The organism is Spirosoma harenae, assembly GCF_054776975.1.
In genome coordinates this window covers 270,210-292,808 of record NZ_BAAHBD010000006.1, presented here as the reverse complement: position 1 = coordinate 292,808, position 22,599 = coordinate 270,210, and the positions used below count along the sequence as shown (strand labels likewise).

Here is a 22,599-nt window from a genome sequence, read left to right as displayed (position 1 = left end):
AAAATTGGACTACATCATTACTACATCATATTGCCTTTTGACGACCGTTTTGCCGTTTTTTAGTACATCATACGTGTTATTATGAGAGAATTTAAAGTCAATCCTGAGGTGGCTGGCTTTATATGGATTGTTTTCTGTTTATTGCTGATTTGCCAGACCAGACTGTTGAAAGCTCAGTCGGTTTATAGCTTTTGCCAACCCGAATTAATTCAGTACGACAAGCTGGTTTATGGCGCTTACAACCAGAATTGGAGTGTTGCTCAGAACCGGAAAAATCGGTTTCTCTATTTTGCCAATTCGAAGGGGCTGCTTGAGTTTGATGGGAGTAATTGGAAAGTGTACGAACTTCCCCGGAAGCAACGCGTTCGTTCGGTGGCTATTGACGAAGAGGGGCGCATTTACACAGGCGCGTTGGGCGAATTTGGCTATTGGTTTCCGGGGGCGAATGGTGCGTTGGTGTATCATTCGCTGGTGCCGTTGATTCGGGAGAAACAGTTCTCGCAGGAAGAAATCTGGAATATTCTGATTACCCCCCAGGGCGTTTTGTTCCAGTCATTCGCGTTTGTGTATCGCTACGAGCTTGGGCGAATGCAATTTTTGCCACCTCCGGCCACTATTTTATTTATTCATTCGGTGAATAAACGGCTGATGCTGGAAGTGATCGGCAAAGGCCTCTATGAACTACAGGGAGATCGTTACGTCTTGATAAAAGGCAGTGAATTTTTAGGTCGGGAAACGGTGAATGCGATACTACCACTCGATGATAAAACAATGCTGATCGGCACCGAACGGGCGATATATACGTATGATGGCATTCAGTTTAAGCCATTTAGCCCGCAACTTAATACCTTGATGCAGCATGATAGACTAAATCGGGCTGTACGCATAAAACCTAATTTATATGCCTTTGGTACATTGTTGAATGGCGTATTTATTACAGATGCTACTGGGCAGTTACAGTACCATTTTAACCAGAAAAATGGTTTACAAAATAGTACGATCCTGTCGATGTGTGCCGATGCCGACGGTAATTTGTGGGCAGGACTGGATAAAGGCATTGACCTAATCAACTTGAGTTCGCCCGTTCGATACTTTGCTGATAACGAAGGGGAAATTGGAACGCCGTATGATATGGCTCGCTATGGTAATAATCTCTATTTAGGGACTAATCAGGGCGTTTACCATAAGCCGTTGGCGAAACCGACTGCGCCTTTCACACTGATTCCCGGCACACAGGGGCAGGTTTGGAATCTGGCTGTAATGGATGGTCAGCTCTTGTGCGGACATAACAAAGGCACATTCCTGATCGAGGGAACACAGGCACAGCTTATATCGACGGTTACGGGTGGCTGGGTGCTAGGCCAATTGAAAAATTACCCGGACAAACTAATCCAGGGGACCTACACCAGTCTCTGTATTTACCAGAGAAATGATCGTGGGAAATGGGCATTTTCGCATAAAATTGACGGATTTTCGGCACCAGTACGGCAACTGGCCGAAGATGCCGACGGAAATATCTGGGTTAATAAGGCCTCGAACCTGGGTTTGCAACGACTTCAGGTATCAGCCGATTTACGTCGGGTAACCAGTAGTAAAGAATACGACAATGGGTATTTCCACGGTTCTGTACGAGATCTTAGTCGGTTTCGAAATCGGATTCTTGTTACGTCGGCGGCAGGATTACAGATGTATGATGCACAGCAAGATCGCTTTTTGCCTGCCTCCAGCGTGTATTCAGGAATCGAGAACAACATCCGTAAGATTTTTCCGATGGGTGACTCCAGCTTATTTCTACTGCGTCAGGATGGAACGGTTGGTTGGTCGCCATCTGACGGACGTGTATCGACGGATATACCTGTGCAGGCCAATCAATGGGTAGAGGATTTCGAAAAAATTACAGAATTGGATTCTGGACATATTGCTTTTTGTCGTGAAAATGGCTTTGCTATACTGCCCCGAAACGAGCTGAATCGACGAGTCCGTTCTGTAACGCCACCGATTATTCGGTTGGTCATGCCCGTTGACGAGCCAGCAGAGAGTTCTGTCTTTTGGGGAACGCAGCCAGTGGGAGCATTGTCGTTCGCTTATGATCAGTCGAATCTCGTAATTGCTTTCTCAACGCCTTATTATACACAGCCCGTAAAATACAGTTACTGGCTCGAAAACGGTACCCGAGGCTGGTCACCTTACACGACGAGTCAGCAGCGGGAGTTTACGAATTTACCGCCGGGTCAGTATGTATTTCATCTAAAATCGAATCTGAGCGCTATTGAACGTACACTTTCGTTCGAGATTCGTCCGCCCTGGTATTGGACTACCTGGAGTAAACTGCTCTATCTGGCCTTGTGCATCGCGTTTTGCGGACTGATTTATATTCTGCATTTACGACGCGTGGCTAGCCAGAGTGCGCGTCTTAAAAAGCGGATGGAAGCCAGATTACGTCGGCAGGAAGAGAAAAACCAGCGCGAAATTATTATGCTGCAAAAAGAGCAATTAGAGCAGGGGTTGATTCAGAAATCGGAAGAATTGGCCAATTCAACGATGGCTCTCATTCATAAAAACGAGCTGTTAGTGCAACTCAAGGAGGAATTAAATAAGACAAAAGCGAAAGTAAACGGGAAACTGCCCGGCGATGATTTTCAGCGAATTACGACCCTGATTGACAACAACATATCGAGCGAACAGGACTGGAAAATCTTTGAAACGAATTTCAATAAAGTACACGAACAGTTTTTAAAACGACTCATAGATCAGTATGCCGATTTGGGGCAAGGTGATTTGAAACTAGCCGCTTACCTACGCATGAATCTATCCACTAAAGAAATTGCCCAACTCCTAAATATCACGCATCGAAGTGTTGAACTGAAACGCTATCGTCTGCGGAAAAAACTCAATTTAGATGCCGAAGTGAATCTGAGTGAATTTATGATAAAGTATTAAGGGTGAGTTTGTAATCAATGTTTTGTCATTCTGACCGTAGGGAAGAATCTCAAAGTCCCTTATTAGTCAAGCTTGAGATTCTTCCCTACGGTCAGAATGACAAAAAACTTCTAAATATCTTCTATATCAAATCCCAGCCTTTGCGGTATTTACGGGATAGGAGCGCATTGGCTTCGGGGTTGTGTCGGAATTTTTCTTTACGTGCGTTCCATTCGAGAGGCTGACCGAGTCGATACGAGATTAAGCCGAGATGCATGGGCAACGTCATTTGTCGGGCGTAGGCTAGATTCGACTCTGGTTGTTTTCGTGATTTCACGGAATCAATAAAATTTTGCTGGTGACCCGGTGACCGCTCAATGGTTATTGGGATTTCAGCGACATCCGTCATCGTTACGCCGTTGATAGTGATTTCGCGCGTATTATAATCGCAGAGAAGTGTTCCTTTATCGCCTTCAAAATAAGCACCAATTCCTTTTTTCGCTGCACCCGGTACGTCGGGCGGGGTACTTGTCCAATGTAATTTCAAACCGTCAAATTCGTAGTCGATATCAATCCACTTAGGCGCATCGCCAATACCTTCGGGTGCTTCACCTTTGGCCTGTATACGTTTCAGGCCCGTTGGATTAACGGACCACCAGACAACATCGGCAATATGACACCAGAAATCCTGAAACACGCCACCCGAATAATCCAGAAAATACCGATAAGTGAAATGGCACCGCTCGGGCGTGTATAACGAGACGGGAGCTGGCCCCTGCCACATATCCCAATTAAGCGTGGATGGCGGAGTTTGATAATTGGCTGGCCCTAATACGGGTGGAAAGCCTGTTTTCCAGAGTCGTACGGTATGTACTTTACCGATAGCGCCCGCTTTTATAATTTCAACAACCCGGTGGTAATTATCGCCCGCATGAATCTGCGTACCTAACTGAAAAATGCGGTCATACTTATTAAGTGCTTTCAGCATTTTTTGTCCTTCACGAACACTGTACGACAAAGGTTTTTCGCCATACACATCTTTTCCAGCCTGGAATGCCATAATGGCAACCTGAGCATGCCAGTGGTCGGGTGTTGCGCAGGTAATGGCATCAATGTCTTTACGATCAAGTAGATAGCGAAAATCGGGATAGGTTTTGGCGGTAGTTCCGGGTTGAAGAGTTTGTAGGGTATTCAGCGCTTTCGCCAGATGCGTTTCATCGACATCGCATAAACCAACGACTTCTACTTCAGGCAATTTGGCAAACCAATTCAGGTGATTAGTGCCCATCCCATTTAAGCCAATATGCGCTACTCGTACACGGTCGCTGGGCGCGACTTTCCGACGCATACCGGGAAATAAAGCCAGACTCAGTGCGGCCGCACTGCTTTGCTTCAAAAAATCACGACGAGTTGAACGGTAGGGCATATCAGTAAGGAAGTGAGTGAGATAACTAAAGGCGAAGAACCCTCTAAATCTAATAATAAGAAAAAATTTGTCTAAAAAAGCGACCAATTGGTATATACACTCGTCTCATACGAATTCAAACGGATTTTCGACAATTACTCCAACAGCCAATGACTATTACGTGCGATTCACAAATCCAGATGGTGTCTAATCAGGCGGCATCGTCGCTGGGAAAAGAAACCATACTGATCGATTATGAACAGGGAAATTATTACGAATTAAATGAAGTAGGTGGATTTATCTGGTCGATTATTCAAACTGAAAAAGCAATCAGTGTAAGAGATATTCAGGAACGAGTACTGACTGAATTTGCCGTCGAACAGTCGGTTTATGAACAGGAAGCCATCCTGTTTTTAACAAGCCTTTGGCAAGAAAATCTAATTGCCGTAATCGCCTAACCACCATGAAGTACTACACCGCTTATGGACTATCCATCGGTTCTGAGATTTCCCTTCCTCCACTTATTGAGAAAATGTCTGGTCCGATCGATGTCCTGATTCGACGAGGTAAACTTCCGATAAGTAAAACAAAGCGGTTGTCAAAAATTTATCGTGCTGGTTTTCAGGCTCATTTTGCTCAAAACGGATTTCAGGAGCTGTGGCTACACTGGGAACCACTCATGTCGTTTATGGCGATCAATGGGAGTGAGCTAGTGATTGATACAGCACTAATTGATGAGAATCTAGTCTCCCTATTTACGTTGAGTGAGGCTATTGGATTAATTCTGTTTCAGCGAGGCTATTTTTTACTACATGGAAGCGCTATTCAGATCAATAATAGGGGAGCCGTGTTTTTAGGCGAACCCGGAGCTGGAAAATCAACGACAGCAGCTGCGTTTGCGCAAAAAGACGTTTCAGTTGTTAGCGATGATCTGGTATGTATTTCGATTGACGAATCAGGACAGCCATTCCTGATTCCCGCTTTCTCGCAGATTAAAGTTTGGCAAACTGTGGTCGATGGTCTTCAACTGGCCAAAAATGAGTTAGTACCTGTGCGAGAAGGAACGACCAAATATTCATGGCATAAGCCCGGCATATTTACGGAATCAGCAGTGCCATTAGAACGAATATTTATTCTGAATCAGTCCAGAAAGTCAGAATGGCCAATGATGCAATTGCCTAAACATCAGGTTCCTATCGCTCTGCTTCGCCATTTCCCCTTACCCGACTCATTGCTGGAAGGCAAAGTTTTAAAAGATTATTTTGACAATAGCGTCGCTCTGGCGCATAGTGTCGCGCTGTTCAACATGAATCGCCCAGCCGACTTTGCCAATCTACAGGCTTTTGCTGACGAGTTAAAAACCGAAATGAGTCATGAAGATTGAGGATTCGCCCGAAGTTGCGATTCTATTGCTGGCCTGTACGTTGGATGTATCGACAGAAAGAAAAGAGCAGTTAAGTCAATTTCTGAATCAGCGTAGCATCGATTGGGATTTGCTTTATAAACTGGCTGTTCACCATCGAATCCAGCCGTTTTTATACCGCACATTTCAGGAAATTCCTTTTGTTTCAGCAGCGTTTCTGGCGACGTTGCTGGCTGACTGTCGAACAATAGCAACCGACAATTTATTGAAATTGCATCATTACCAGTCTGTTAAGGCCCTGTTGGTTAATTATGCGATTGACTACCTGCCGTTGAAAGGGATTTATTTTGCCGAACAGGACTACCCGGATAGCAGCCTGCGCATCGTAGGTGATGTTGATTTACTGGTCAGAAAAGAAGATGTATTTAAGGCAATACTGTTAATACAACAACAGGGCTACCAGTTAAATCAGGAACATGCGCTGCATTGGCGACAGGGCAATATGTTAGCTGATTTATACGAAGTGAGCCTGATTAAATCCTTGCTCAACGGTAGTCATTTTGATATTGACTTGCATTGGAATGTGCCGGGATTCAACAGAAAGTATGCATTATTTAATCTGGACTATGTTCGGTCCCCACCTGATTTATTAGCGGAAAAAAGCTTGATTTTATTGGTAGCTCATCATGGCGTTACGAACGTTTGGAAGCACATCTACTATATAAACGACCTTTATTTTTCTCTCCATACGAAGTCGATTAATTGGCCGTGGCTGATGCGCGAACTTCGTCAATATGGCTTTGAGCGCGTCTTTCTGGTGGGCCTATATTGGTGCGAACAAATCTGGAAAATAGAACTTCCGTCAACCATTCGGTCACAAATAGCGTCCTCCGAAATTCGCGTATTGGCGGAAGAGTATACTACCATCTGGAAAACGACGGAGGCATATGAGTTCAGTCGACTTATCGTCAGGCAACTGCTACTTTTTACGAAAGCACAAACCCATTTACGAAAGAAAATGAAAATTTGGGTAACTTTTTTGAGCAGTCGAGTTTTTCGATACAGCCTGTTCAAAATTGGGGAGAGGAAAATCTATGTACCGAAGCAACTCGGTTTTGTTACCTTATTTGTTCGTATAGGCGGATCGTTATGCCGTTTTAGTAGGCCCAAATAAGGCAGAACGACTTAGATACCATCCACAGATTCTTGAAGTTTATTTGCCTTCTCTTGAGAATCGTTGGCTGGGCGGGGGATATAATGACGAAAGAAACTGCTGATTTTCATCTGTATTACGCCAAAAACAGCTTCTTTGAAAATCTTAGAGGACATTTTAGAGACACCTTTCGTACGATCGGTAAAGATAATGGGCACTTCTTGTATACGGAATCCGTATTTCCAACAGGTAAACTTCATTTCGATCTGGAAAGCGTATCCAACAAATTTGATTGGGTTATGCAGGATCACTTCCAGAACTTCGGCCCGATAACAGACAAAGCCAGCCGTCGGGTCCATGATGGACATGTTCGTGATAAAGCGAACGTAAACGCCGGCAAAGTACGACATCAGTACTCGACCCATTGGCCAGTTGACAACATTAACGCCCCGAATATAACGAGAACCAACGGCTACATCAGCACCTTCTTCAGCGCAGGCATGGTAGAGCTTAACCAGATCTTCGGGATTATGCGAGAAGTCGGCATCCATTTCGAAAAGATACTGATAACCACGAGATAATGCCCATTTGAAGCCATCAATGTAAGCAGTGCCGAGCCCTAATTTGCCACGTCGTTCGAGCAAATGTAGTCGACACTGCGAGCCCGTAACAGGGAATTCCTGCTGTAAATCACGCACTCGCTGAGCAGTACCATCAGGTGATCCGTCATCTACGATAAGCACGTCGAAAGACTTCGGCAGGCTGAATACCTTCCGAATAATCGCTTCGATATTCTCAATTTCATTATAGGTTGGGATAACTACTAGGCGATCTTTCACAGCTTGTCAGTTGAGTTAGTGAAGGGCTATCACTACAACACTAATAAAGTTAGTTTTTGTACAAAAAAACATTAAAAATTGTTAACTGCAGTCCGATTCGTCAAATGAATGGCTAATTTTTGTGCTTTCTGGATACAATCGTAAAGCGAAACACCACCGTACCAGTTGGCGCATACGAACAACTGGTCATTTTCAAGGGCTTTGACATTATCTTTTACCGCTACAATCGATACATCGTATTGAGGAATGGCACGTTCCCAACGTTGAATAGTCTGGAAAACGGGTTCGTGAGCCCGAATCTCAAATCCGTTAACTAATTCCTGATGAACACCTGATTTTAATACGTCATCAGAAAGCTGAGTGTTGCGTTCAGCACCTACCCCACCAATAAACGTAGTGAAAAGTACTTCATCGGCTGGGCATCGACCCTCAAAAACAGAACTGCTCCAGATATGGCCAGCCGCCAAACGCCCTTCAGCCGTCGGGTTCAGACCCCCAAATCCATTGAGTGAATGTCCGACATCCTGCCGTTTATAAGCCGTGTGAATAGCGACCATTGGTGGATAGGTCACCGCCCGAAGCGCACCAGCAAAACTCGGATTAACGGATTCCATTAACCGTGCGCTTGTAGCTGTATCCGTCGCCAGCACTAGTGTATCTACGCTTTCGATGCCATTTTGAGCCGTTATCTCCCAACCATCTAATGTCTTACGAATCTGCTGAACGGGATCATTCAGCGAAAGATCACTCAGTTTGGTTGCTATGGCATCGGGCAGCATTTGCATACCGTCCTGAAAACTAAACGATTGCCGCCGACCAGCCGCTGATTGGTTTTTGATGAATCCACGCAGGACGGAACCATGCTCTTTTTCGTACTGAAGCAGAATCGGGAAGGTTTCCGAAACCAGCAATTTTTCGGGATCGCCTGCATATATGCCGCCTACGAACGGTCCTAATGCATAATCGACAATCTCCTGAGAAAATCGACGCCGGAAGAACTGGGCCAACGTTTCACCTTCTGGCGACAGACTGTGGTTATTTCGTTCACGAAAAACAGCCAGTTTCGTTCGCCAGCTAAAAAAATCCCCGAATACAAGCGACAAAGGCCCTGAAGGAAGCTGTTTGTATGTACCATCCCGAAAAATAAATCGGGCTTTACTGACTGGTTTGGCAAAATTTAGCGTTGGCGTAAGCCCAAGTTCATCCAGCCACAAGAGCAAATCAGCATCACCCAGGAGCGAATTAGGGCCTAGTTCCCGCAAATAGTGACCCCCATTCGGCCCCGTCTCCCGGCGCGACTGGATATATCCGCCAGGCTGGCCGCTGGCTTCCCACAACCGGTAAGAAACACCCCTTTTTTGAAGTTCATAAGCCAGGGTCAGGCCCGAAATTCCGCCACCAACGATACCGATTCTCATGATTTCTTTTGGGGTTTGGTGATGGCCTTTTGCCGGTCCTGAAGATTTTTCGTAACCCGCTGATAAATGGCTTCCATATTCTGAGGGTGCGACGAATAGAAAATATAACTGAGTCGATATACAGCTGTATCGACCTTGAATTTTTTAATAATCTGCTTTTCCAGCCGTTTATACACCATGTTCGACGAGTCGATAGAGGATAATGCCATCCTGCTAACGCGCGATTCGGCCATGTGAACTTCAGTCAGAATATCGGCCATTTGATCTTCAGGAATTAAGTTCTTGGGCGGTTGATCTTCAGGGGCCGTACAGGCCGCCACCAGCCAGCCGCTCAGTAGCAGGGTCCAAAAATGAGACTGTAGTCGATTCTGGGGCATACGTTTAAATCAATAGCTTTGTAAGCTAATCAGTCTCCGCAAAGTTCGGGATTGGTTGTTAAAATAGTATAACGACTGTTTCCTATGGACGAGTTTTTGGCAAAGATCCGTTATTTTGATATCCGTATTCGCAAGGCCGTCAATTCGCAGATGCGCGGTAGCTTTCGATCGGTATTTAAGGGGACGGGTCTGGAATTCACGGACTTACGTACCTATCAGTACGGCGACGATGTGCGGGCTATCGACTGGAACGTATCCTCAAAAGGACACGGAGCCTTTGTAAAAGTATTTCGGGAGGAGAAAGATCAGACCGTTTTTTTTGTGGTTGATGTCAGTGGATCGCAACAGGTTGGGCCAAGTTATCGGGATAAATTAGCGGCTACTAAGGAAATATGTGGAGTGCTGGCATTATCGGCCATTCGGGAGGCCAGCCATGTAGGCATGTACTGCTTTTCGGATCAGAAAGAAAAATACATTAAACCCGCTAACGGATTAAAAACAGGTTATCAACTGATTTTAAGTCTCTATAAACTACAACCAGAGTCAAACCGGACGAGTATTTCGGATGCGTTGTCGTTTGCGCTGAATGTGCTCAAGCGTCGGAGCGTTGTGATTTTGCTTTCTGATTTTATTGATCAGCAGTATGAACATAGTTTGAAGGCATTAGCCAAAAAACATGATTTGGTCGTTATTCATCTATACGATCAGCGGGAAGTAAATTTGCCCAAACTCGGAATTATTCCGGTTTATGATACGGAATCGGGCCGGGCGGTCTGGGTCAATACCTCATCCGTTTCGTTTCGGAAGCGGTTGCAGGAAACGTTTCAACAGAACCAGGCTCGATTGGAACGACTCTGCAAACAATATAATGCCAATTACCTCGCACTGGATTCCCAGGAAGATTTTGTACCTAAACTTGTCGAATTATTTAGGGTGAGAAAGTAACGATACTGTGAGCTACGCTATCCGACTTTTTGTTTTTCTGCTACTTCTGACACCAGCGACTCGGGCGCAGGTACCTAAATCGCCCAGTTTGCGAGGTTATTTTCTGGTCGATAGTATTGAAATTGGTCGTCCGTTTCACTATTCGCTGACCTATCGACATGCAGCCAGTAAAGATGTATTATTTCCGGATACCGCTCGGCAATTTGATCCATACCGTGTGCAGCAAGTGGCTGTATTTGCTACCCGAACAGCAGGAACCGGTCCGTCGGCAATTAGTGTAGATAGTGCAGTCTATACGTTGATATCCTTTGAGACAGACACAATTCAACGGTTACAAGTGCCTGTTCGTATCATTAATAACACAGATTGTACAGCGCAATGGACGGGGATTGACTCGGTATTTCTCCGATCAACTTTGCCCATGAACTCGTTGGATTCAAGTCGTTTGCAACGACCTAAATTGGCAACAGATACACAGTTGGCCAGTCTAAAACAGCAATTCAACTATCTGGCTCTAGCAGTTGTATTCTTGTTAGGTGGTTTAGCTGCCCTCATTGTATACGCCCTGTTTGGTCGACTCATCAGACGTCAATGGAAATTATACCAGCTAAAGAGCAGGCATATTCGTTTTCTGAAAGAATATAATCGATTGAGTCGTAACATTAATTCATATACGGCCGCCGACGTGGCTAATCAGGCCGTTATTATCTGGAAAACCTACCTGGAAAGTCTGGATTCGCAACCCTATGCTTCGATGACTACTTCGGAGCTGGCTGAACACATGGGAAGCGAACACATTACGGATGCGCTTCGGGAAGCTGATCGGATGATTTATGGAGGAGCTTTTTCTCCACAGTCGCAACCCTCGCTGCGATTGTTAAGCGAAGTAGCTACGCAAGCTTATCACCGTTGTCGGGACCGATTGCGGACAATAGCCACTCCAACCGAGTCGACTACTAGTGAGCCGACCGAAACTCATTCGATTTCCTGAACAGATGGAACCGTGGTATTCACTTTACTGGTTTAGTCCGACGCAATGGCAACAGTATCATATTGCCTACCCGCTGGCCTTATCGTTGATTCCGGGTGTGCTGGCTTTGTTTTTTCTACGCTATTATTTGTACCGGAAGGCACAGCAACAGCTAAAAATATCACTGGATCAACAGCGTTCGAGGGAATTGGGTACGACCACGCTACAGTGGTTGGGTTTGCTTCGCTATCTGCTGCCAATTAGTACGTTTATTGGGGTGGGATTGCTTTTGGTAGCCTTAGCCAGGCCACAAATTGTGCGGGAACAACGGGATGAAGAATCGAAAGGAATCGATATCATGCTGGCGATTGATATATCGGAGTCAATGAGTGAAACGGATTTGCCGCCCAATCGGCTGGTGGCTGCCCGCCAGGTGGCCCAGCGATTTGTAAATAGTCGCAAAAATGACCGTATTGGTTTGGTGGTTTTTGCGGGAGAAGCCTTTTCGCTTTGCCCTCTCACAACCGATTATGGGTTGGTAAAACAGTACCTGGATGATCTCAACAGCCGAATGATTAGAACCTCTGGCACCGCTATTGGTGATGCCCTGGCCCGGTGTATCAATCGAATGCGTGATCGGTCAGCTATATCGAGCGACACTACCCAGGCTGAGGCTGACCAATGGAGCGAACGAAGTAAGATTATTATTTTGCTGAGTGATGGCGACAATACGGCGGGTAATCTTGATCCGGTTACAGCCGCCAAACTAGCCAAAGCGTTTGGCATTCGACTCTATACAATTGCTGTTGGCCGTCAACCTAATTCCTCGGCCAAAATGACGACTGTTGATGAAGGAACGTTGAAAACGATTGCCAATATTGGAAATGGAAGTTTCTTCCGGGCGTCTGATGCGGGCCGCCTACGTGGTATATTCGCTCAAATCAACCGTCTGGAAAAAGCCCCAGTGCAAGTCAGAGTTTACGAAGATGTGCAGGACTACTACCGCATTTATTTGTACTGGGGGATTTGTTTTCTGTTAGTCGCCTTGTTCCTGAAGAACACAATCTTCGGCAATGTGCTGGAGGATTAATCAGCCTAACCGTTCTTTTAGCGTTTCGGCATTGGGCTTTAGGGTCAAAGATGGCTCGGACAGGAATTGTAAAGCCTGGTATAGTGATGGCTATAATTGTATCTGCCAAATGGAAATTGCCAATCGCGTCGAAGGCCATAAACTCCCCGTCCATCTGAAATTGCTCAACGGTTTGTCGGGTCGGATCAACTAACCAGTACTCACGGATACCATAAGCGGCATAATCTTCGAACTTAATTCCCCGATCTCGCTTGGCTGTACCTTTCGAAAGAATTTCAATGGCCAAATCCGGAGCTGGATGTTGCATCGAATCATCGTTAAACGTGTCAGCCACTTCTTTTCGCCAAAAACAGGTATCGGGTGGTTATAACAATACAGATTGTTCTGTAAAGTTACAAATTTACTCCTTCATCAACTCCGCCAAAATCTTCTGGGCGGCTACTGAAATGACGGTTCCCGGACCAAATACGCCTTTAACTCCTGCATCGTAGAGAAACTGATAATCCTGCGCCGGAATTACTCCGCCAACAATGACCAGAATATCACTACGTCCAATGGTGCGGAGTTCATCAATGAGTTGAGGAACCAACGTTTTATGCCCCGCTGCCAGACTTGATACGCCAACAATATGGACATCATTTTCAGCTGCCTGTCGAGCTACTTCGGCGGGTGTCTGAAACAATGGCCCCATATCGACATCGAACCCGAGGTCGGCAAAGCTGGTTGCGATTACTTTGGCTCCTCGGTCGTGACCATCCTGCCCCATTTTGGCGATCAGGATACGGGGCCGACGACCATCGAGTTCGGCAAATTGATTGCTCATTTCACGAGCCAGCCGGAAGTTTTCATCGTCTGAAACTTCGGCTGAGTAAACACCGGACACAGCTCGAATCGTGGCTTTGTGACGGCCGAAGGCTTTTTCCATAGCATCAGAAATTTCACCAAGTGTAGCCCTGTGCCGGGCCGCTTCAACAGCTAGGGCGAGGAGGTTTTGGGTTCGGGACCGAGGGCTCGGAGCCGAGGGGAAGAAATCGCTACCCTCCCCTGATATCAGGAGAGGGGTTGGGAGTGAGGTGGAAGCTGCTTCTGTTAAGGCTGCCAGCGCCTGCTCTACTTTCTGTTTATCCCTTTCTGCTTTTACCTCATTCAGCCGTCTAATCTGCGCTTCTCGCACTGCCTGATTATCGATGTCGAGTAAATCTATTTCAGTCTTGGAATCCGATTTATAGCGGTTTACGCCAACAATAGTGTCTTTACCTGAATCGATACGCGCTTGTTTGCGGGCGGCTGCTTCTTCGATGCGGAGTTTGGGCAATCCGGTTTCGATGGCTTTGGTCATCCCTCCCAATTGTTCTACTTCCTCAATCAGTGTCCAGGCTTTTTCAACCAATTCCTTCGTTAGAAATTCAACGTAGTAAGATCCTGCCCAGGGATCGACGGCGCGGGTGACGTCGGTTTCATGTTGTAAATAAAGTTGCGTATTGCGGGCGATTCGGGCCGAGAAATCGGTGGGTAACGCAATAGCTTCGTCCAGCGAGTTGGTGTGTAAACTTTGAGTTCCGCCCAATACAGCTGCCAGTGCTTCAATGGTTGTCCGGGCTACATTGTTGAACGGATCTTGCTCCGTCAGGCTATAACCAGACGTCTGGCAGTGGGTGCGGAGTGCCAGCGACTTCGCATTTTTCGGGTCGAATTGCTTAACGATTTTGGCCCAGAGCAATCGACCTGCCCGAAGCTTGGCAATTTCCATGAAATGATTCATCCCGATGCCCCAGAAAAATGATAAACGGGGAGCAAAGTCATCGATGTTCAGTCCAGCCAGCAATCCTGTCCGTATATATTCCAGGCCATCTGCCAGCGTATACGCCAATTCAAGCTGAGCAGGTGCTCCGGCTTCGTGCATGTGATAACCGCTAATGCTGATGGAGTTGAATTTAGGCATATACTTAGCCGTGTAGGCAAAAATATCGCCTACAATTCGCATCGACGGTTCGGGGGGGTAGATGTAGGTATTCCGAACCATAAACTCTTTTAGAATGTCGTTCTGAATCGTGCCGGACAGCTTTTCAGGCGGAACGCCCTGTTCTTCGGCCGCAACGATAAAAAACGCCATAATCGGAATGACGGCTCCGTTCATGGTCATCGACACTGACATCTGATCGAGCGGAATCTGGTCAAAGAGAATTTTCATGTCTTCAACCGAATCGATGGCAACCCCCGCTTTCCCCACATCTCCCATTACGCGTGGATGGTCAGAGTCGTAACCTCGGTGTGTAGCCAGGTCAAATGCAACTGACAATCCTTTTTGTCCAGCCGCCAGATTACGCCGATAGAAAGCATTTGATTCTTCAGCAGTCGAGAAACCCGCATATTGCCGAATGGTCCACGGCTGCCTAACGTACATGCTTGCGTAGGGACCCCGCAGAAAAGGTGGTACACCAGCTGCGTAATTCGTATGACCTGCATCAACGATGTCAGCTACAGTAAATCTGGGTTTTAGTTTTATACCTTCGGCCGTTGTAAAAGGTCGCGACGTATTGGGTAGATTCTGTATTCCATCTACGAGATTTTCTTTGGAACTTATTGTGTTGCTGAAATCTGGTCGCATAGGATATATGCAATTTACTCGAATGATTCTGCTAGTCTTCGATTAGGTAGAAAGCTGGTTTGATTTTCACTGACTTCGTTGATAGACTGTTGGGCGTTTTTCTCATCAAATCGAAACTTGGTAACGCCTACCAACACATTTCCCTGTTTTACGGCTTCAACTTTAGTCTGATACGCGTTCTCAATGGCTGACTGGATAAATCCTTCGGCCAGCACTTTGGCAAATTCTCCCCGGCCTTCAATATCTAAAAACAATGTCCACGCTGCTTCGACCAATTGGGACGTCGCCGTTTCGATGTAGTATGAACCTGCCGACGGATCGGCAACTTTGCCCAAATAACTTTCTTCCTTTAAAAGTACCGATACGTTGCGAGCGATTCGTTCGGGAAACTCATCTGATTGACTAGTTACTGCATTGTATGGATGAATGGTCAGAGCATCACAACCCCCAATACTAGCGGCCATTGCTTCGGTAGTGGTTCGAAGCATATTGGTGTAGGCGGTCGCTGTTGAGTCATAGAATGTTGAGGTCTGGGTGTGGATAAAAGTAGATGCTGGTGTATTGGCAGAATAGGCTGATACCAGCCGCTGGAAGAGCACACGAAGAGCCCGGAGCTTAGCGATTTCCAGAAAATAACTAGTGCCAATCGAGATGGAAAATAGCGTCTTCGCTACCAATTGATCAATAGTTAATCCTCTGTCCGTTAACGCATCGTAAGTATCAACTAAAGAAGCGAGTGTAAAGGCTAACTCCTGTGTAGCTGTAGCTCCGGCGTTATGAAACACGTGACTACTAGCACATACCGTCCGAAATTGGGGTGAGTTAGCCGTTAGGGTAATGACTTCGCAGGATATGCCCGAAGCTGTCAGTAAACCACCTTTTAGTTGATAAGGAGCAATTGTTTTTAGGGTATGAATAAAGTCAAGGATTTCCTGGTCGCCAGGCACATCGTCAAATTGAAAAAAGACAGGCGTTTCACTGAGTTTTATGCCGTCCAGAAGCGACGCTAAATCGGCTTTTGGTTTGACTGTAAGTACCAGTGCTTCTGCACCACGCGTCAGCGCATCCCGAAGACGAATATTCGCTGTTTTTTCGTCGAAAATGGTGTATTCAGGCGCATTTAGCCAACCAGATGTAGGTTTTTGCACCGCCTGAATCTGATTAATCGGGAGATGGCTAAGGTCGTCAGTGGTATAATAGGAATCCAGCGTAAAGCCTTCCTCAGTTTTCCAGCGAAGACTTTCGTAAGCGTTTACGTCTTTCAGTTCTTTCTGAACCTGGGCTAGCCAGTCCGATTTGTCAGTAGCCGGGAATAATGACGAAAAAAATAAGTCCATCCAGTGTATTTGAAAGATGCCTGAGTAAAAGTAATCTTTTTTATCTTTTCGAGGACAACCCGCGTTTTTAACCCCTTTTAATAACTTCTGATTGCATTATTCAAAGGGATTTTTTTCTGGCCTTGATGTTCCCACTTTATCCCTTAATTTTAGCTTAACATTAGCGTAAGTGAGGCAGCAGTAATCAAAATTCGTGACGGACTCTGCATGGTCTGATCAGATTTTTTCCCCATATTTGTCTCCCTTTTTTTGAATTGCTCGACCGTAACTCAATTGTTTCCTCGTGAATGTAACTACTCAGACAGGCATGCAGCGTGAAGTAACGACGGTGTGGAATCGCTGTCTGACTGTTATCCGGGATATCGTACCCGAGCAAAGTTTCAATACGTGGTTCGAACCCATTGTGCCTCTGCGACTTACCGGGAAAGTGCTGACAATTCAGGTGCCGAGTGAGTTCTTTTACGAGTGGCTTGAGGAAAACTTTGTACACGCGCTCCGTAAAGCACTTGACACCGCCATTGGCCCTACTGGGCAGCTAGAGTACTCAATCATCGTTGATAAGGGGAATGAACAGAATAAGCCGCTGACGGTCAACGTACCGACGACGAAGAGTACACAGACGGCCAAGCCCGACAACGTTAACCCTGACATTCTTAAAAGTCCTTTTCAGCTTAAAGATCTCGATTCGCTAACGCTCGATTCGTATCTGAATCCGAGTTATACGTTCGATAATTATGTAGAGGGTGATTGCAATCGGCTGGCCAGATCGGCGGGGTTTGCAGTCGCTGAACGGCCAGGGGTTACTTCCTTCAATCCGCTGATGATTTATGGTGGAGTAGGGTTAGGCAAAACTCATTTGGTACAGGCCATTGGTAATTTTATCAAGAATAATAACCAGAATAAGTTTGTCCTGTACGTCACGTCGGAGAAGTTTACGAACCAGTTTTTGAACGCGGTTCGTACCGATGGTATTCGCGATTTTACGTCATTTTACATGCAAGTCGATGTGTTGGTGATCGACGATGTGCAGTTCTTACAGAAAAAGGAGAAAACGCAGGAGATTTTCTTCCACATCTTCAACCACCTCCACCAATCCGGCAAACAGATCATTATGACCTCCGACCGCGCCCCTCGTGCGCTGGACGGCCTGGAAGATCGCTTGCTCTCGCGCTTTAAATGGGGGTTATCGGCTGATTTACAGACGCCTGATCTGGAAACGCGTATTGCGATTATACAGAAAAAACTCCAGGCCGAAGGTATTTACATCGACGATAATGTGATTGAGTACCTGGCCCATAGTGTAAATACAAACGTTCGTGAGCTAGAGGGTGTCATTGTTTCGCTAATGGCCCAAGCATCGCTCAATCGACGCGACATTGATCTCGAACTGGCTAAGCAAACCCTGCGGAATATTGTAGTTGATTCGGATCGGGAAGTAACAATTGATACAGTACAGGAAGCGGTAGCGAATTTCTTTAATGTTACTATCGCTGACCTGAAAGCCAAAAGCCGCAAGCGCGAACTCGTACATCCGCGTCAGGTGGCTATGTATCTGGCGAAAGAGAAAACCGACCTTTCACTCAAATCCATCGGCTATCATTTTGGCGGGCGCGATCACAGTACAGTAATTCATGCTGTGCAGACAATCAGCGACTTAGTGGCCAAACACACCGAAACGCGCGACATAATTGACAAGCTGAAAGCGCAATTTAAATGATTGGATAACCTCCCAAACGAGACTTTCCTGAAGTATTAATGTCTAAGCAGGCAGACTTTAAAATTCTGTCTATTTGTTTACCATTTGCCCTAAATAGTATGGTCGTCTGGTAAGCCTAGCTTTTTCATTATGTATTGGATAAGTCGGTCTTTTATAACAGTCGCTTTACTGTTTGTAACCAAATGGCTCATGGCGCGGCCTCCACAGCAGGCTATGGTTACTTTGCAGAAACAGTTAGCTCAAGCTTCGTCTGATAGTATCAAGGCGCGTCTCTGCTTATCAATTGCTCAATACTATTATGACAAAACGCAATATGATAGCCTTTATCCGTATGTACAGCGCGGGTTACAACTGTTCCCCAAACCCCTACCTCTTGTCTACGCTAGTGAGCTGAATTTCCTTTTGTCCAGATATTACCGCTATAAAGGGCTACCCAAGAGAGGCCTGCCATTTGGACGGCAGGCTGTCGAGCAGGCCTTGCAAAACCACAATCCCAAACGAACCGCCGAACTGCAATATTACCTGGCTGTACTTTATACAGATGTAGGCGATTTGTCGAAAGCGGTCGATCAAATTGGAACCAATCTGCGGTATCTGCAACAGCATGATGATGGACCAATGCGAGGGGCTAACTACGTGTTAATCATTGCGCTTTTTCGCGAGATGAAAAATAAAGCAATGGAGGACCAGTATTGGCAAAAATATGTAGCTCTAGATAAGCGCTCCTGGCCGGCACAATATAAAATGCTTGCTTATGTGAACATGGCAGAGTATTTAGATGCTAAAGGTCAATTCAGGGAAGCTGAACCTCAGTTTCGGAAAGCCCTGTATTATGCGAATCAACCATCCGTACCAAATCCAATGGTACGGATAAGTTATATACTACGCGCCTTAGGCGTCATTGCACGCAAAAAAGGACAATATCAGACGTCAATCGAGTTATTTCAACGGGCGTTTAGTAAGGCTAAACTCATCAATTCGTTTGGGGATATGAGTAAAATAAAACGCGAATCGGCCCTAACCTATCAGGCGTTACATCGACCTCAGGAAGCACTTCAGGATGCACAATATTCCCTATTATTAGCGCGACAGCATAACGAACGAAACAGTATTATTACTTCACTCAATAGCCTGGCTGCTGTTTTAGAAGCCCAGGGAGACTATCGACAGGCTTTACAATACTATCGGGAAGAGCAACACTTGAAAGAGCAGAAATTTACCGAAGTTAATCTGCAGAAAATAGCCGTGATGCAAGCTCAGTTCGAAGCTGAAACGAAAGAGAACACGATTAAACTGCTTGAAAAGAATGCCCAAATCAATCAGCTTAACTCCCTTCGCCAACGAGAACAGCTAGCATCGGCACGTCGGACGGAATTGGGTGGTTTAGCCCTCATTATCTTGCTTCTGTTAGTGGTTGGACTAGTCGTATACAGTCTGAGAAAATCTCGCCGTAATTACGCGCTCTTGAGTGAGCAAAAAGTTTTGCTCCAGCAGACGGCCAGCCAGTTAGCCGAGACAAATAGCGTAAAAGATAAACTTTTCTCGCTGATTGGTCACGATTTGCGCAGCCCGGTTGCCAGCATGAAAAATAGCCTGCGCCAGATTCGGGGGCTTAATCAAGATTCGACACAGTTGGCTATCCTAATGGAACGTCTGGACAAGCAAGTGGATAATTTGCTGGTATTGCTGACGAATCTGTTGGACTGGTCAATGATTCAGCTAAAGGGCATACAACCTTCTCTAAAGCCGGTACAGATGTCCGAGGTCATTAAAGATGTATTGAGCCAGGCTAGCGACCAGATTGATCAGAAAGACCTAACAATTATTAATCAGGTCAATCGTGGTCATGTAGCGCTTGCTGACCCATACCAACTTCAGGTAGTGGTACGTAATCTGGTGAATAATGCCATTAAATTCACGCCAATGGGTGGCTATATCCGTCTGGTGACGTACCTGGAAGCCGGTCAGGTGGAGTTGCAAATTCGAGATTCGGGATTGGGTATGTCGGTTGAGCAGGTTGCTGCTTTGTTCACAACGCCCGAAATCCGGCCAGGCACGCAAGGAGAAAAAGGGACTGGTCTAGGCCTTCTACTCTGTCGGGAAATGCTGGAGCGTCAGGGCGGACAGTTGCAGATCGAGAGCAAAGCGGACCAGGGTACATCCATTCGGATAAAGTTGGCTACTCCTAAAAGCGAAGGTGTAAACTAGTATCAATAGTATTTACTACCTATCTTACTAGTCTCCTCGGTAGTAAGCTCTTCCGACAAGCCCTACTTTTCACTATGCGTTGGATACGTCGATCTTTTGTAACAGTCGCTTTACTGTTTGTGACTCCACTGCTCATGGCTCGGTCTCCGCAGCCATCCGTTATCGACTTGAAGAAGCAGTTAGCCCAAGTAAAGTCTGATAGTGCCAAAGTACGGATCTACCTGACTATTGCTCAGTATTATCATGGGAAAACGCAATACGATAACCTTTATCCTTATGTACAACGTGGTTTACAACTCTTAACCAAGTCGCCTTCACATGTATATGCCAGTGAACTATACTACCTTCTATCTAAATATTATCGGGATAAGGGTCAGTATAGGAAAGGTATTCCATTTAGTCAGCAGGCTCTTTATCATGCCCAGCAAAATCCTAACCCGAGACGGATCGTCCAACTGCAGTATAATTTAGCTGTGCTTTATTCGGATGCTGGCGATCTGTCGAAAGCGGTGGATCAGATAGGCGCTAACCTGCGCTATTTACAGAAGCATGAATATGGACCAATGCGGGCTGCTAATTACCTGTTAATCATAGCACTGTTTAATGAATTGAAAAATGAAGCGATGGCAAATCAGTATTGGCAAAAATACGTAGCTCTAGACAAACGTTTCTGGCCAGTACAAGATAAAATGGTGGCGTATTTAAATGTGGGAGAATATTTAGAAAAGGAAGGGAGGCTAAAAGAAGCCGAGCAGCAGTTCCGTAAAAGCCTTAATTATGCTAACCTAACGGCGATGCCCGACTTTTGGACTGTCTATATGCTGCAATCTCTGGGAATTAATTTACGCAAACAAGGGCGATTCCAGACGGCAATTATCATACTTCAACGTGCGTTTGAGAGAGCCATATCCATAAGAAGTGTTTCCCATATGAGTAGTACAAAACGGGAAATAGCTGTCATCTATCTGGCATTGAAAAGAACTCCTGAAGCCCTTCGCGAAGCAAACTATGCACTATTGTTAGCTCGCCAAAATAAGGAAAGGGATGGTATCATAGCTTCACTCAATGGCTTGGGTATGGTTTTAGAAGCGCAGGGAGACTATCGACAGGCGTTACAACTCTATCGGGAAGAGCAGCAACTAAAAGAGCAGAAATTTACGGAGGTCAACGTGCAGAAAATAGCCGTAATGCAAGCTCAGTTCGAAGCTGAGACGAAAGAAAACACGATTAAACTGCTGCAGAAAAATGCTCAAATCAATCAGCTTAACTCCCTTCGCCAACGAGAACAGCTAACATCGGCACGTCGGACGGAATTGGGTGGTTTAGCCCTCATTATCTTGCTTTTAGTTGTGGTTGGTTTAACCATCTACAGCCTACGCAAATTCCGGCGTAATTATGCGCTCTTGAGTGAACAGCAAGCTTTACTTCAGCAGACGGCCAGCCAGTTAGCCGAGACGAATAGCGTAAAAGATAAACTTTTCTCGCTGATTGGTCACGATTTGCGCAGCCCGGTTGCCAGCATGAAAAATAGTTTGCGTCAGATTCGGGAGCCTAATCAACCGCCAGATCAATTGCCCCCGTTAATGGAACGCCTTGATAAGCAGGTTGATAATTTGCTAACCCTGCTAACGAATCTGCTGGATTGGTCGATGATTCAGTTGAAAGGTATGCAGCCTTCTCTGAAGTCAGTACTTCTAGTTGACATACTTAATGACGTTCTGAGTCAGGCTAGCGACCAAATTGAGCATAAAAAGCTAATGATTATTAATCAGGTTAATCGGGATCATGTAGCCCTTGGCGATCCATACCAGCTTCAGGCAGTAGTACGTAACCTGGTGAGCAATGCCATTAAATTCACGCCATCAGGGGGCTATATTCGGCTAGTGACGTACCGCAAAGAAGACCAGGTAGAATTACAAATTCGGGATTCAGGCCTGGGTATGTCAGTTGATCAAGTGGCCAATTTATTCACAAGGCCAGATGTACGGCCAGGCACGCAAGGCGAGAAAGGGACTGGTCTAGGGCTTCGACTCTGTCGGGAAATGCTGGAGCGTCAGGGCGGACACTTGCAGATCGAGAGCCAGGAAGGACAAGGGACTTTTGTTCGTGTTCAGTTAGCGGTTCCTAAAAGAGAGACCGTTAACTGATATCGAGTTTGATTGGTTTTTGTCATTCTGAACGAAGTGAAGAATCTCAAACTGTCCTAATGAGCGACTCTGAGATTCTTCACTTCGTTCAGAATGACAAAAA

The 22,599-nt window shown here is 45.8% G+C and carries 17 protein-coding genes; 10 read left to right on the top strand and 7 right to left on the bottom strand.

What is annotated here, in order from left to right; translation table 11 throughout:
* Positions 1-81 precede the first annotated feature (81 nt).
* Entirely contained in the window at positions 82-2,940 is a 2,859-nt protein-coding gene (locus ACYVE4_RS04965) for a ligand-binding sensor domain-containing protein (protein WP_460995828.1), read from the top strand.
* A 121-nt stretch (positions 2,941-3,061) separates the two neighbouring features.
* Here ACYVE4_RS04965 and ACYVE4_RS04960 read toward each other — a convergent pair whose 3' ends face one another.
* Positions 3,062-4,345 (bottom strand): Gfo/Idh/MocA family protein, encoded by a 1,284-nt coding sequence (locus ACYVE4_RS04960; protein WP_460995827.1) that lies wholly within the window; start codon positions 4,343-4,345, stop codon positions 3,062-3,064.
* A 149-nt stretch (positions 4,346-4,494) separates the two neighbouring features.
* Between ACYVE4_RS04960 and ACYVE4_RS04955 the strand changes: the two genes are divergently transcribed.
* From ACYVE4_RS04955 to ACYVE4_RS04945, 3 genes are read left to right on the top strand one after another with little or no spacing between them, the layout of a single operon-like run.
* Positions 4,495-4,782 carry a PqqD family peptide modification chaperone gene (locus ACYVE4_RS04955; RefSeq protein ID WP_460995825.1) on the top strand — a complete coding sequence of 96 codons (288 nt, stop codon included), beginning with the start codon at positions 4,495-4,497 and terminating at the stop codon, positions 4,780-4,782.
* 5 nt (positions 4,783-4,787) lie between these two features.
* The gene (locus ACYVE4_RS04950; protein WP_460995823.1) at positions 4,788-5,708 is read left to right on the top strand and encodes a serine kinase; all 921 of its coding nucleotides are present in this window, start codon (positions 4,788-4,790) and stop codon (positions 5,706-5,708) included.
* Entirely contained in the window at positions 5,698-6,861 is a 1,164-nt protein-coding gene (locus ACYVE4_RS04945) for a nucleotidyltransferase family protein (RefSeq protein WP_460995822.1), read from the top strand. The genes ACYVE4_RS04950 and ACYVE4_RS04945 overlap by 11 nt, the downstream gene beginning before the upstream one ends.
* 11 nt (positions 6,862-6,872) lie before the next feature.
* Here ACYVE4_RS04945 and ACYVE4_RS04940 read toward each other — a convergent pair whose 3' ends face one another.
* The 3 genes from ACYVE4_RS04940 to ACYVE4_RS04930 form a co-directional block, all read right to left on the bottom strand.
* Positions 6,873-7,679, bottom strand: a complete 807-nt coding sequence (locus ACYVE4_RS04940) for a polyprenol monophosphomannose synthase (protein WP_460995820.1) — start codon at positions 7,677-7,679, stop codon at positions 6,873-6,875.
* Between the two features lie 71 nt (positions 7,680-7,750).
* Positions 7,751-9,097, bottom strand: a complete 1,347-nt coding sequence (gene hemG / locus ACYVE4_RS04935) for a protoporphyrinogen oxidase (RefSeq protein ID WP_460995818.1) — start codon at positions 9,095-9,097, stop codon at positions 7,751-7,753.
* The gene (locus tag ACYVE4_RS04930) at positions 9,094-9,474 is read right to left on the bottom strand and encodes a DUF4296 domain-containing protein (RefSeq protein WP_460995817.1); all 381 of its coding nucleotides are present in this window, start codon (positions 9,472-9,474) and stop codon (positions 9,094-9,096) included. Before ACYVE4_RS04930 ends, hemG begins: the two co-directional genes overlap by 4 nt.
* 84 nt (positions 9,475-9,558) lie before the next feature.
* Between ACYVE4_RS04930 and ACYVE4_RS04925 the strand changes: the two genes are divergently transcribed.
* From ACYVE4_RS04925 to ACYVE4_RS04915, 3 genes are read left to right on the top strand one after another with little or no spacing between them, the layout of a single operon-like run.
* Positions 9,559-10,419 (top strand): DUF58 domain-containing protein, encoded by an 861-nt coding sequence (locus tag ACYVE4_RS04925; protein WP_460995816.1) that lies wholly within the window; start codon positions 9,559-9,561, stop codon positions 10,417-10,419.
* A 7-nt stretch (positions 10,420-10,426) separates the two neighbouring features.
* Positions 10,427-11,410, top strand: a complete 984-nt coding sequence (locus ACYVE4_RS04920) for a hypothetical protein (protein WP_460995815.1) — start codon at positions 10,427-10,429, stop codon at positions 11,408-11,410.
* A 4-nt stretch (positions 11,411-11,414) separates the two neighbouring features.
* Positions 11,415-12,479, top strand: coding sequence for a VWA domain-containing protein (locus ACYVE4_RS04915; RefSeq protein WP_460996061.1), 1,065 nt, complete (start codon positions 11,415-11,417; stop codon positions 12,477-12,479).
* Here ACYVE4_RS04915 and ACYVE4_RS04910 read toward each other — a convergent pair.
* The 3 genes from ACYVE4_RS04910 to ACYVE4_RS04900 form a co-directional block, all read right to left on the bottom strand.
* Positions 12,361-12,786, bottom strand: a complete 426-nt coding sequence (locus tag ACYVE4_RS04910; protein WP_460995814.1) for a Uma2 family endonuclease — start codon at positions 12,784-12,786, stop codon at positions 12,361-12,363. The two genes, ACYVE4_RS04915 and ACYVE4_RS04910, sit on opposite strands and share 119 nt — an antisense overlap.
* 93 nt (positions 12,787-12,879) lie before the next feature.
* A complete protein-coding gene (gene scpA, locus ACYVE4_RS04905) occupies positions 12,880-15,087 on the bottom strand; it encodes a methylmalonyl-CoA mutase (RefSeq protein WP_460995813.1) in 2,208 nt (735 codons plus the stop codon).
* Positions 15,088-15,101: 14 nt separating this feature from the next.
* Complete coding sequence (locus ACYVE4_RS04900; RefSeq protein ID WP_460995812.1) at positions 15,102-16,424, bottom strand: methylmalonyl-CoA mutase family protein; 1,323 nt, start codon at positions 16,422-16,424, stop codon at positions 15,102-15,104.
* Positions 16,425-16,731: 307 nt separating this feature from the next.
* Here ACYVE4_RS04900 and dnaA point away from each other — a divergent pair, with 307 nt between their 5' ends.
* The 3 genes from dnaA (at position 16,732) to ACYVE4_RS04885 (ending at position 22,496) form a co-directional block, all read left to right on the top strand.
* On the top strand, positions 16,732-18,141 hold the full coding sequence (dnaA, locus tag ACYVE4_RS04895) for a chromosomal replication initiator protein DnaA (RefSeq protein ID WP_460996060.1): 1,410 nt from the start codon (positions 16,732-16,734) through the stop codon (positions 18,139-18,141).
* Between the two features lie 189 nt (positions 18,142-18,330).
* Positions 18,331-20,349, top strand: a complete 2,019-nt coding sequence (locus ACYVE4_RS04890; protein ID WP_460995811.1) for a tetratricopeptide repeat-containing sensor histidine kinase — start codon at positions 18,331-18,333, stop codon at positions 20,347-20,349.
* Positions 20,350-20,423: 74 nt separating this feature from the next.
* Positions 20,424-22,496: a tetratricopeptide repeat-containing sensor histidine kinase gene (locus tag ACYVE4_RS04885; protein WP_460995809.1), complete on the top strand. Its 2,073-nt coding sequence runs from the start codon at positions 20,424-20,426 to the stop codon at positions 22,494-22,496.
* The last annotated feature ends 103 nt before the right edge of the window (positions 22,497-22,599 follow it).